Origin of the sequence: Metabacillus litoralis, from assembly GCF_020524045.1 — a bacterium.
Classification (GTDB): domain Bacteria; phylum Bacillota; class Bacilli; order Bacillales; family Bacillaceae; genus Metabacillus; species Metabacillus litoralis_C.
In genome coordinates, this window is the sequence record NZ_JAIVKL010000005.1 from 301665 (window position 1) to 313867 (window position 12203).

Here is a 12203-nt window from a genome sequence, read left to right on the forward strand (position 1 = left end):
AGTTAACATAATTTTAAAATAAAGCCAGAAAAGTTTTCTACCTTGGATTAAAAGGGAAAACCTTTCTGTTTTTTTAAAGCTAAGATTTTATATTTATAGAATTATCCTAGCTCTGCTGCATATTTATTTAAGTCTTTACTCATTTTTTCGATTTCATCAATGAACGTTGAGATATCCTCTGTTGATGCAGCTTGATTTTTACCTACGTCTACGACTTTTTCAATAGAAGCAGAGATTTCATCCATTGATTTTTGTATATTCGTTAATGTTGTTCGGATTTTTTCTGTTGAAGACACGGTCTCGTTTGAAAGCTTTCTAATTTCATTTGCTACAACTCCAAAACCTCTACCCATATCACCTGCACGTGCTGCTTCAATTGATGCATTTAATCCTAAAAGGTTTGTTTGATCAGCAATGCGTTTAATAAAGGTTAAAACATCATCAGTATTTTTAACTTCTTCCTTTGCCTTTTTTGATTGAGAGAGAAGGGTATTACTGGTTTGGGAAAGATCTTCGGCACCTTCTGCGATAGTTGTTACACGATTATTTGCTTGAGTGATTGAAGTAACAATTTGATCTGAAATTCTGCGCAATTCCTTTTCATTTTGTTCTTGAATTTGAATAGCAATTGCACCAACAATGATATTGTTTTCAATTAGTGGTGTAGCTAATCCTGTAAATGGAAAGCCGAAAAACTCGGCATCTACTTCCGTTCGAATAACTTTTCCGTTTTTGACACAATCTGCTAATGGTTCTCTTGGATTAATTTTATGTCCAGGTCTTGCACCAATATCAATTTTTTTACCTGGAAGATAAAAAAGCCATTCTTGAGTATTTGTCACACCAATTGCAACGTGAGGAAGCATAGAATGAATAATTGGCAGGACCTTAATTACTGAATTTATTATATTTACATCCGTTAATGATGATCTGTTTGTGTTATTGTGTGGAGTGATTGTTTTCGACATTTTTTTCCCCCGATTTGTGTTTTCTTGAATCTTACTATATCTATTATACTAGTAATATCAAAGAAATAAATTAAATAGTCTTTTTTGCTTAGTTTTCTTTTGAATTTTGTTTTTTAGAGTGAATTCAGTTGTTTTATTAAACAAAAGAAAAATATTTCTTCGCTTACTGCTCAATGTAAGACATTGTTGCTAGTTTTCAAGATGTATGATTATGGATTAAGATAGAAGGAGACTACATAGAAAGAGGAACAAAGTATGAGTGGAAATATTTTATGGATTATTTATTTGGGACTTCTTGGAACGGCAGCTATCGGATTTTTAATAAAAGGAAAATATAAAACACTATTAACAAAAGTCGATTTTATCATTTCAGTTATTACCTGGATTGGATTATTTGGTTATGTTACGAACATTCAACTGTTAACATCTTTAGTATGGAAAATAGTTTTCGTTGGAGGAATTACCTGGGACCTAATTTTTGGATTATTTATAGAAGATCATTATGAAAGTGAAGAACTTGAAGAAATACCTAAGACGCTAAGAATGGTGTTAACAACTATCATTTTAGTGATCTTTTTAGGGCCATTGTACTACGGTCTGTTTCATTATGCTTTTTAAGTCTCGAGTTTAAATTTAAATAAGTTAGATTAACATATGTAATCAAGAGGTGAACTAGATGAAAAATCATATTTATGATGTAATTAAGAAAATTGAGGAAGACTTTGAGATTAAAGTTTTATATGCTTGTGAATCTGGCAGTCGCGCTTGGGGATTTCCTTCTAATGATAGTGATTATGATGTGAGATTTATTTATGTTCATAAGAAAGAATGGTATTTATCAATTGACCACAAAAGAGATGTCATTGAAATCCCCAATAGGGATACTATTTCTATGGATGTTCATGATCTGCTAGATGTAAGTGGTTGGGAGTTAACCAAGGCACTGAGACTGTTTAGGAAATCAAATCCACCGTTATTAGAATGGCTTAGATCTAATATCGTTTATTATCAATCTTATACAACAATTGAGAAGATGAGGAGAATCGATTCGACTCTTTTTTCTCCAAATTCATGCTTGTATCACTATTTAAATATGGCCAAAGGTAATTTTCGAGAATATCTTCAAGGAGAAGAAGTGAAAATTAAGAAATACTTTTATGTTCTCCGTCCAATATTAGCTGCAAAATGGATAGAAAAATATAACATGATTCCACCAATAGAATTTATCACATTACTTGAAGATATTATCCCTTCAGGACATCTTAAAAACGAAGTTGTTACTTTACTAAATCGGAAGATAGCTGGAGAAGAAATGAAGCTAGAATCAAGAATAGAAGTGATTAATAATTACTTACAAGATGAAATTCACCATTTAGAAGCATACGTCAAAAAAATCAATGGTAAATTATCAGATCCAACTTATTTATTGGATGAATTATTCAGAGAAACATTGGAAGAAATATGGAATTGAGTTTTGACTTCATGACAAAATGTATTTGAGATCTTCTTGAGCAGCAGTTTTTTGATATCAAATAGCATAAAAAGATATAAAAAAGGTGAGTTATAAGTAAATTTCCGCTTATAACTCACCTTTTTTTATTGTTTAGGAAATTATAAAATTCTTTAACTGTGGATAACGCACGGCATCCAGCTCCAGCGCCTAGCCCCTCGAGGTCATAAGTCAATTTAGAATTGAAGGCCAAGAACGCCTTCTATTCTAGATCGTCTTATGCTTGTCGGGGCTGACCAAGGCGCTTGCGCTTTTGTTCCTATTTATTAGGATTTGAATTTTCTTACTAATCCATTGAGGTCTTCTGCTAATTTGGATAAATTTTCTGCATTAGAAGATATTTCTTCCATTGAGCTACTTGTTTGTTGAACAGAAGCAGATGTTTGTTCAATTCCTGCTGCTGATTCTTCAGAAATAGATGCGATATTATCAATAGAATGACCCATATCTCCACAATCATGATCAATTTCTTTTAATCTGTTGGAGACATCCTGGACTTGATTGACAACAGCTGATATAGCTAATTTAATATCTTCAAACGTTTTACCTGTTGTTTCAATAGAAGATGAACCTTTTTCAACTTCTTCGTATCCAGATTCTAAAGATGATACGACAGTATTTGATTCAATTTGAATACTCTCTACGATTTCAGTAATGTTTGCTACTGAGTCTGTTACTTCTACAGCTAATTTTCTCACTTCATCAGCTACTACTGCAAAGCCTTTCCCGTGCTCTCCTGCGCGAGCAGCTTCGATTGCTGCGTTTAGAGCAAGTAAATTTGTTTGCTCAGCAATTGATTGAATAACACCAACTAAATTGGAGATTTCTTTGGATTTTGTATCAAGTTGCTTCACCTTATCTACAGAACTTTTGACAATTTGATTTATATTTTGCATTTGATTAATAGAAGATCTCATTAAAGAACTTCCTTTTTCTGTTAATCCCAAAACAGAATGAGATGATGTGACAATGTTTTCACCGTAGGAATTTGATTCTTGAATTTTGCCTATAAAAGAGACCATAATTTCAGCAAGATCTGTTGAAGCATTTGCTTGTGATTCTGAACCTGCAGAAAGTTCTTGCATTGTCGCTGCAACTTGGTTGCTTCCATCTTTTACTTCATTTGCAGATTGAGTTAATTCCTCACTTTGTGTTGAAACTACTTCAGAAACATTGGTTATTTGTTGCACCATATCCTTTAGGTTAGCTAGCATTTCATTCATCGCAGTACTTAGTTGAGCGATCTCATCTTTTCCTGAGTATGTATTTTTTTCGATTGATAAATTACCTTCAGAAATCTCTTTAGCCATATCAATAACTGAAGTTAATCCTTTTTGAACGATACGGTTAACAATAAGTACGATACCGACTCCAACAATAATAGAAATAGTAATACAAATGATTAAAGTATAAATGGATTGCTGAATACTATTTTTAGTGTTTTCCATCGCTGTATCACGTTGTTCATTAATAAGTGCTCTTAAATCATCTAATAATCTAGTCGAAGCACTTCTTAAAATTTGTGTATGTTCTCTGTTCGATAAGATAGCCGCTGTATTTCCTTTATTAACCGCTGGAACGATTTCATTTAAGAATATGTCATTTACTTTTTGATCATTTTTTGCTATTAAATTAAATAATTCTTCTTCCTTTTTTGTATCAATAGATTTTTGAAGTTCTTCCTGAAGTTTATTAAACTGGTTTCTTCCTTCTTCAAATTCTTTAATATAGTTATCATTTCTATTGTTAATATAATCGGCAATTCTAATATCCTTACTAGAGAAGAGTGCGGACATTTCTTCTGTTTTAACAGCCCTTTCACTTCTCCTCTCCAATGCATTAAGTTCCTCTTTTACACTTTGCATTTGTCCGAAAATAATCAATGCGGATATTCCAAAAAGAGCTATTGAAAAGATTAAAGCTATACTATATTTCCAACCTATTTTGACATTCTTCAAAAGTTTTAATAACATGTTAAATCTCCTTATGACTAAATTTATGTGATATTTTTATATATCGACATAATACTGTGTTATTTTAATACATGGCTCTGTTAAACTTTGTTGTTGATTTCCGTTACATGCATTCGCTTTCCCGGGAAAAAAGTACCTTTTTTCCTAGGGAAGAATAATGAAAAAGCCCAACTACCGGCTTTTTCAAACTGCAATTCTTCCTAGGTCAGGGAGCCTCCTCGGCGCAAGCGCCTGTGGGGTCTCCCTTTGACACGCTTCTCTAAGCAGGAGTCTCATGTATTCACCTCCAATCAACAAAGTGCTAATAATCAACATTAAGCTTTAACATAGCCTAATACATAAACCTAATTTAAAATAGTAGTGGATATAAGTATCTCTCCACTCTAGATATTCTTGAGTTTGAGTGCTTTTAAAAATGTAGTAGATATAATGTAAACTTTAGTATGAGGTGAATGAATGAATAATCATGTGAAAAGTGTTTTACATCAAATAGAATTTGCATTAAAAACATTGATGCTAATTATGGATGAGTTAGAGAATGTAGACCTCATTAAAAGACCTACAGGAAACAAGCAATCAGTTGGAGAATTATTAGAGCATATAGTAAAAATTTGTGAGGCGGATGTTATGATTGCAAATTCTGCAAAAGAGCATGAAATGATAAGCTATTATTCTAGTAATTCTTATAAAAATATTGAGGAAATGAGAACGGCAATGAAGAATAATTTCAATAAATTAGAACGTTATTATCTAAATTTATCAGAGAAAGAACTTACAGAAAAAGCAACATCATATTGGGGTGTTACTTATACAAAATTTGAATGGCTTTTAGAAATTTTAGTACATATATATCATCATCGAGGACAGTTACATGCAATACTTACACATTGTTGTGGTAAAAATATTAAAATTCCTTTATTTGAATAATAAACAATCGAATGACTTAAAGGAAATCGTATATACATAGAGAATGAAATATAGAGGAAATTGTTAAGGAGAGAAAAATGGAACTAAAATATAATTTAACAGAAGAAGATTATTTGCATTTTAATTTATTTCATATAAAAAACTCAAAAGCTGGTCAGAATTCATTAATCATTCAAAGATATTCAACACCGATTATGTTTATTGGTATGTCATTTTTATTTTCTACTATTTTGGATATTCCTTTTTTGGTTATGTTTTTCCTCTTTTTGTGATGGGGGTTTTATGGTTTATTTTTTATCCCAAATTTTTCTTTAACACTGTGAAACGAAATGTGAAGAAAATGATGAAGGAAGGAAAAAATGAAGGGTTATTAGGAGACCATGTAATGTTATTATCTGATGAAGAAATTGTTGACATAACGTCAACTGGTGAAACAAAAGTAAAATGGGTAGGTATTAAATCTTTTAAAGAAGACAGCAGTTATTTTTATTTGTATAACAGCTCGGTAAGTTCGTACATTATTCCAAAAAGAAATTTACCAAATGAAAAAGCTTTTAGGACACTAGTGGATTCAAGGACATCTTTTTAGGAGCTGTTGCTGCAACCTGACTATGCAATGCAATCAATAACAAATATCGTTCCAATATAGCACCTTACAAAATTGTTCATATATGAAGAGTTAATAAGCTTTACTCTCTAGTAAGGCTTTTTGTTTTTTTGAAATGAAGATCAAAAAACAAATATTTTGTCGAAAAGATGGTTTTTGAAAATTGTATTTTTTAGGTGAAAAGTCCCAGTTAAGGTGTATAATGAAATATGAAATAGTTGTCTGTTAAGTTTTATTGAAGAGAGGGATTTTCAGTGGAGAAGCATAATCTTTCAAGAATGGATTATAAACAATGGTTTGAGAAAATCCTTGGATTTTATTGGTTTATGGTGTTGATCTCTCTATTAGGTCAATGTATCGGTTTGATGTTAACTATTATTTACTATCCAGACGGAGTAGTTAGTTTTCTTTTATTTAAAATTATTTTGCCAACAAGTCTCCAAATTATCATTATGCTAGTTTGTATATTTATTATAAAAAGAAAGAAAATATATAGTTCTAGGTTTTTGACTATAACAGGTACTTTAATAGCACTTGTTATTATACTTACGCACCCTGAGGTTCCTGGTTTACAGGTGATGTTGTTATTACCGATGTCAGTAGCTTTAATTTACTTTGATAAAAGCAAACTACGTTTTAGCTTTGTTGTTAATATAATCGCATTAACAAGTATTTATTTATTGCCAACTATAAGAGTTTCTGTAACAGAGTATGAATATTTTTCATACTTACTTGCACTAATTGCTGGCTATTTTATTTATTTAGCCATACTTGAAAGAGGAAATGAAGTACTCGAAATTGTTAAAAAAGCTTCTGAAAAGGAAAAAGAATTACTTGTTAAAAGTACTATGATGGAAAGACTGACGAAGATTGATGCACTTACAAATTTATATAACCATAAAACATTTCAGGAATATTTGGATCAGTTTGTAGAACAAAGTTTGAAATATGAAATGCCTTTACAGCTAGCAATTTTGGATATAGATAACTTTAAAGCAATTAATGATACATACGGCCACAGTGTCGGTGACTTAGTATTAAAGAGGTTGGCAGATGAAATTGTTGGAAAGGTAACTGAGAACGATATCGTAGCGCGCTATGGTGGGGAAGAGTTTGCTCTTTTATTAACGAACAAAAGTATTGAAGAAACGTATCAACTTATTGAAGACATTCGATTACATATTGCTAGGTTAAATCATGAAGAAATGAAAGATGTAAAAGTGACTGTTAGTATCGGATTAAAGGACTTTAAAGCTAGCCTTACAAAGCTCGATTTTTTTCAGAAAACAGATGCTTTACTTTATAAGGCAAAACGAAACGGTAAAAATCAAGTGATCGTTGAAAAATAATTTATATTACAGAGAAAACCTTTTCAGAGATGAAAGGGTTTTTGGCTTTTTATCTAACGTAAAGTGAAAAGGTTAAGAAGACCTTGAATGCTGTTTGGAGTATCGAAATATGTCGGAAAATGACTAATCGAAGATAAATCAGTAGAGTCGAAGATAAATTAGAAAAATCGAAGATAAATCAGTGAAATCGAAGATAAAATAAATAACCGTGAAAGATCTCTAAAAAAATTCTCCTATAATTACCGCAATTGAAAAATTTTAATTTCCTTCTAGTCAAACTTTTACTCAATAACAACAATTAGCAATGTGGAGATCCATAAATTCAACTCAATTAGGAGCATATAAAGAATTTGTTATGTAGCTATTATTTTATATGAAATTCAGCAACATTTTTAGTAGGTATTTACCACTATTTAGTATTTACTATTGATAACGATTATCATTATCGACTATAATACTACTAGATATCACTAATTTAGAAATGGGAGGTAACATCAAATATGTTTATTCAATTAAAGACAATTACTGTGACCGAAGGAAATGCGGACAAAATGGTGGAGCGTTTTGCTGGAGAAGGAATCATAGAACAACAGCCTGGTTTTATCGATCTTAGCATATTAAAGAAAAAGCAAAGAAAGGGTGATGAGGAAGTGAAAATAATGATTCGTTGGGAATCTGAAAGTTCTTGGAAAGCTTGGGAAACAAGCGAAGTTCATCTTGCAGGACATAAAGCAAACCGTGGGAAATCATCACCGTCTTTTATTATTGATAGCCGACAAGATATCTATCATGTTCTGGGTCAAAAAGAATATAAAAAACCCACAGAAGTCTAATAATATTTGGAACACCTATTTATTTAAGTAAATGGGTGTTCCAAGGCTGGATTAATTGTTCATACCAACGCTTCTTCTTGTAAGCAACATATAAATTAAATAAGGTGCACCAATCACAGAAATGACAATTCCTACTGGTATATCAGCTGGTGCTAAGAGATTTTTTCCAATCATATCAGCAAGAAGTAAAAGAAATGAACCAATTAAGGCTGATAGTGGTAAAAGGCTAAAATAATTTGCACCGCAAAGGCGTCGAGCAAGATGTGGAGCTAATAAACCGATAAAAGCAATTCCTCCTCCTACTGCGACACAAGATCCAGCAAGGGCAGCAGAAAGACATAATAAAATTCTTCGTTCTGATTCTACTTTTAAACCTAGAACATGTGGAACCGCTTCACTAAATTGCAAAAGGTTCATGGTTCTAGCTTTCAGAAAAGCTATAGGTGTGAGAATGACAATCCATGGAAGCAAGGCCCATACATAAGGCCACTGTGTACCCCAGATACTTCCAGTAAGCCAAATTGTAGCTTGTTGAAAATCTTTTGGGTCCATTTTTAATTGTAAAATGATCAATAGTGCACCACAAAGCGCATTAAAGGCAAGGCCCATTAGTAGGAGGCGTCCAGGATCAATTCCACCTTTCCATGAGAAGCTATAAATTAAAAGTGCTATGATCAAAGCACCTAAAAAGGCAAATACAGGTAGAAAAAATGGTGAAGATAAAAAACTACTATTTGACTTGCCGAATAGGTAAATACAAAGGACAGCAGCAAGTCCTGCACCAGCATTTATTCCTAATATTCCTGGATCAGCTAATGAATTTCTTGATAATCCTTGAAGAATAGCACCTGAAAGGGCAAGTCCTGCACCAATCAATATGGCAATAAGCATTCTAGGAATTCTTAATTGATAAAGAACGAGCTCTTGCTGAGGTGTGCCTCTTCCTGAAAAAGTGGCAATCACCTCTTGTATTGTTATTGATAGAGCACCAGTGGAAAGACTTATTACAAAAGTAAGAAGAATAAGAAATAGAAATGTCATTAACCAGAGTTTTGATTGAAGCAAAGCTACTTTCCAATCCATTACATATGCCCTCTTTTCTGTCGAGATAGATAAATGAAAAATGGTACCCCTATAAGTGCTGTAACTGCACTAACAGGTGTTTCAAACGGAGGATTAATCATTCGTGCTCCTATATCTGCAAGAATAAGAAGTAAGGCACCAAAAACTGCACTTAGTGGCAGTAGCCAACGATAATCAGGCCCTATAATCAATCGGACAATATGTGGAACAACAAGACCAATAAATCCTATGGCTCCAGCTATAGAAACTGCTGCACCTGATAATACAATAACGCTTATAAGGCCAATCCATCTTACTTTATGAAAAGATTGTCCAAGGCCTGCTGCTACTTCTTCACCCATAGCTAGAATTGTTAAAGAGCGACTAATGTATAGGGCCAGAATAAGTCCAATGATCAGTGTTGGTAACAAAATATATACATGCAACCACTTAGTACCTGAGAGACCACCAGCAAACCAAAAGCTTAGATCTTGCGATACTTGAAAGTAAAGGGCAATTCCCGTTGATAGAGCACTGAACAGTGTACTTAAAGCTGCCCCAGCTAATGTTAGTGTGACAGGTGAGATTCGTTCTTTTGAAATCATGGTAAAAGATAATACAAAAACTGCTCCAATTGCTGAACCTGCGAAAGACCAGATAAGTAGATTCCAATAAGAGCCTGATCCAATAAAAGCTAAGGATACTGCAATAGCTAACCCAGAGCCATGAGTGATGCCAATAATGGAAGGATCTGCAAGTGGATTTCTCGTAATACCTTGCATAATAGTTCCAGCAACTGCAAGGGCAGCTCCTATGAAAGCAGCTGTTAAAGCACGAGGTATTCGAACCTCTCTAATAAGTTGATGTTCAATGTTTTCGCTTTGAAAAGAAATAAAAGAATCCATGACTACTGTAGGCTGTATCCAAACTGCACCTAATCCAATTGATACAAGTAAACTAATAAAGACGATTACAATTCCTATGGCACCCCATTTTAACGATTTTTGCCTTACGGATTGTAAAGGTGTAAGTAGATTTTGGGGGATAGAGGATATCGAGTGTTTAAACATTATAAACCATTCCCTTATTTAAATCTTACAAATGAAAATGATCTTCATTATCAATTGCGTTATCATTGCTTATTAATCTACTATCTTTACATAATATTTGTCAATTCTTTTTCAAAACGCTTTTCTTCGTACGAGGATTATAAAATGTGAGATAACGATCATTCTCTATAGTAATGAAAGAAACCACGCGATGAATAAAGAAAAATAACAGGGGGTATTGGTAATGACAAAAATACATCTTAAACTTCATCCATTTACTTTATCTTCTTTGAAAATCCGAGAAGGTAAATCTGATATTATAAATCAATCTACTTGTCTTACAACCTTGATTTATACAGCATCTGGAGAAGGAAATCTACTTAAAGGGGGACGGCTGTTTCCAATTACTGAAGGAAAGAGCTATATCATTTCTGAGGAGTGTGTGCTGACATCAACATCATCTAATCTACTCACTGTATATTCCATTTCGTGGGAGAAAGATTTGGAAGATCTTTCTTTTCTGCTTTCAGTAGCACTTGCTGATCAACAACCTGCGAAACTTGTTCCATTATGGGAGTCAGCTCTAAAAACCCAAACGGGAGGTTCAATTTCAGAGCGTTGTAGATTTCAAAGCACTGTTTGGAGCATATTATCTTTCTTAACAGATCATACAGAAGTGGACGAGATCGAAGAAACTAAGAAAATGATCACTAATAACATATCAAATCCATATTCAATTGAAAAACTGGCTGATAAAGCAAAAATGAATCCAACTTCTTTTATAAGAGCATTCAAAAAAAGAGTTGGAATGACTCCAAAGGAATATTTGATTGAAGAAAGAATGAGATCAGCGAAAGTACTTATGCTTCAAAATAAAGGAATTACGACTAAAGATGTTTCAATGAGTATAGGTGTACAAGATGAATTTTATTTTAGTCGTTTATTTAAGCAAAAAGTTGGACTACCACCTTCTATTTTTATGAAAAGATCTAAGCAACGGATAGCCGTAGTAAGTCAGGTTTTGTTACAGGATCACCTTCTTTCACTAGGAATTCAGCCCGTAGCAGCTCCTGCTTATCCCTCAATCTTTCCTTCAACGAATGGTTTACCAAGGTATTTAGAGAAAGAGCTTGAAGGAACTGTTTTATTAAATGCAGAAAATATGTTTCAGCCAGAGGAGATTTTAAAAACACAGCCAGATCATATTATCAAAACGCCGTTACATAATGGTGAGATACAATCAGTTTTATTATCCCATCAACAAAAAGTCCAACATATTTCACTTAAAACACAATGGAATGAGTATCTTCGTGAAATTGCAAGCTTAACAGGACAAGAAAGTAGAGTGGATAGTATTGAAAAGGAAGTCTCTTTACTAGAATTAAAGGTTAAAGATGAAATCTGTCCAATGACTCGAAAAGGAAAGTGGGCAGTCATTTGGATCAGAGAGGGAGAAATTCGTCTTTATGGGATGAGAGATCATGCATGTTTAGATTTACTTTATCAAAAATTAGGTTTTGATCCTCATCCAGATTTACCAAACAATGGGTACCGTATAGTGTCGGTAAAAGAACTTGCTGAATTAAATGCAAACAAGCTGCTTATTCTTTGGAGTCATGAAAAAGATGTTTGGAAAGTTGTGAGAAATAAAGAATGGAAAAAAATAAAGGCTGTTGAAAATAAAGAAGTATATTATCCAAATAGTTTTGAATGGGATCCTTGGGGACCTTTAGGTAGAAAAAATATGCTCATAAACTTTGCTGTAACACTTCAAAACTCAAAGTTAATATTTTAACAAATGAAAGAGCTGCTTAAATTAGAATTATTTTATATAAACATTCATGGCCGTTTCCGCTATGTTAAAACTTAATGTTGATTTTCAGCACTCTGTTGATTGGAGGTGAATATATGAGACTCCTGCTTAG

General features: G+C 33.0%; 12 protein-coding genes. 8 read left to right on the top strand and 4 right to left on the bottom strand.

From position 1 onward, the window contains the following. Window positions 1–101: 101 nt before the first annotated feature. Complete coding sequence (locus LC076_RS09965; RefSeq protein WP_319005510.1) at window positions 102–968, bottom strand: methyl-accepting chemotaxis protein; 867 nt, start codon at window positions 966–968, stop codon at window positions 102–104. A gap of 255 nt (window positions 969–1223) precedes the next feature. Between LC076_RS09965 and LC076_RS09970 the strand changes: the two genes are divergently transcribed. Next, a complete protein-coding gene (locus LC076_RS09970) occupies window positions 1224–1586 on the top strand; it encodes a hypothetical protein (RefSeq protein ID WP_226668169.1) in 363 nt (120 codons plus the stop codon). Window positions 1587–1644: 58 nt separating this feature from the next. Next, the gene (locus LC076_RS09975) at window positions 1645–2439 is read left to right on the top strand and encodes a nucleotidyltransferase domain-containing protein (RefSeq protein ID WP_226668172.1); all 795 of its coding nucleotides are present in this window, start codon (window positions 1645–1647) and stop codon (window positions 2437–2439) included. Window positions 2440–2744: 305 nt separating this feature from the next. On the opposite strand, the gene LC076_RS09980 is transcribed toward LC076_RS09975, so the two are convergent. Beyond that, window positions 2745–4451 carry a methyl-accepting chemotaxis protein gene (locus LC076_RS09980; RefSeq protein WP_226668175.1) on the bottom strand — a complete coding sequence of 569 codons (1707 nt, stop codon included), beginning with the start codon at window positions 4449–4451 and terminating at the stop codon, window positions 2745–2747. A gap of 456 nt (window positions 4452–4907) precedes the next feature. Between LC076_RS09980 and LC076_RS09985 the strand changes: the two genes are divergently transcribed. The 5 genes from LC076_RS09985 (at window position 4908) to LC076_RS10005 (ending at window position 8167) form a co-directional block, all read left to right on the top strand. After that, window positions 4908–5378 carry a DinB family protein gene (locus tag LC076_RS09985; protein ID WP_226668178.1) on the top strand — a complete coding sequence of 157 codons (471 nt, stop codon included), beginning with the start codon at window positions 4908–4910 and terminating at the stop codon, window positions 5376–5378. A gap of 77 nt (window positions 5379–5455) precedes the next feature. Continuing rightward, entirely contained in the window at window positions 5456–5650 is a 195-nt protein-coding gene (locus LC076_RS09990; RefSeq protein ID WP_226668181.1) for a hypothetical protein, read from the top strand. Between the two features lie 71 nt (window positions 5651–5721). Next, window positions 5722–5967 (top strand): YcxB family protein, encoded by a 246-nt coding sequence (locus LC076_RS09995; protein ID WP_226668184.1) that lies wholly within the window; start codon window positions 5722–5724, stop codon window positions 5965–5967. 272 nt (window positions 5968–6239) lie between these two features. Beyond that, complete coding sequence (locus LC076_RS24365) at window positions 6240–7334, top strand: GGDEF domain-containing protein (protein WP_226668187.1); 1095 nt, start codon at window positions 6240–6242, stop codon at window positions 7332–7334. 500 nt (window positions 7335–7834) lie between these two features. Further along, on the top strand, window positions 7835–8167 hold the full coding sequence (locus LC076_RS10005) for an antibiotic biosynthesis monooxygenase family protein (protein ID WP_226668190.1): 333 nt from the start codon (window positions 7835–7837) through the stop codon (window positions 8165–8167). A gap of 51 nt (window positions 8168–8218) precedes the next feature. Here the strand turns inward: LC076_RS10005 and LC076_RS10010 are convergent, their stop codons facing one another. Together LC076_RS10010 and LC076_RS10015 are read right to left on the bottom strand one after the other, a co-directional pair. Next, entirely contained in the window at window positions 8219–9250 is a 1032-nt protein-coding gene (locus LC076_RS10010) for a FecCD family ABC transporter permease (RefSeq protein ID WP_226668192.1), read from the bottom strand. Next, complete coding sequence (locus LC076_RS10015) at window positions 9250–10299, bottom strand: FecCD family ABC transporter permease (RefSeq protein WP_226668195.1); 1050 nt, start codon at window positions 10297–10299, stop codon at window positions 9250–9252. Before LC076_RS10015 ends, LC076_RS10010 begins: the two co-directional genes overlap by 1 nt. A 223-nt stretch (window positions 10300–10522) precedes the next feature. Here LC076_RS10015 and LC076_RS10020 point away from each other — a divergent pair, with 223 nt between their 5' ends. After that, window positions 10523–12073 carry an AraC family transcriptional regulator gene (locus LC076_RS10020; RefSeq protein ID WP_226668198.1) on the top strand — a complete coding sequence of 517 codons (1551 nt, stop codon included), beginning with the start codon at window positions 10523–10525 and terminating at the stop codon, window positions 12071–12073. Window positions 12074–12203: the final 130 nt, after the last annotated feature.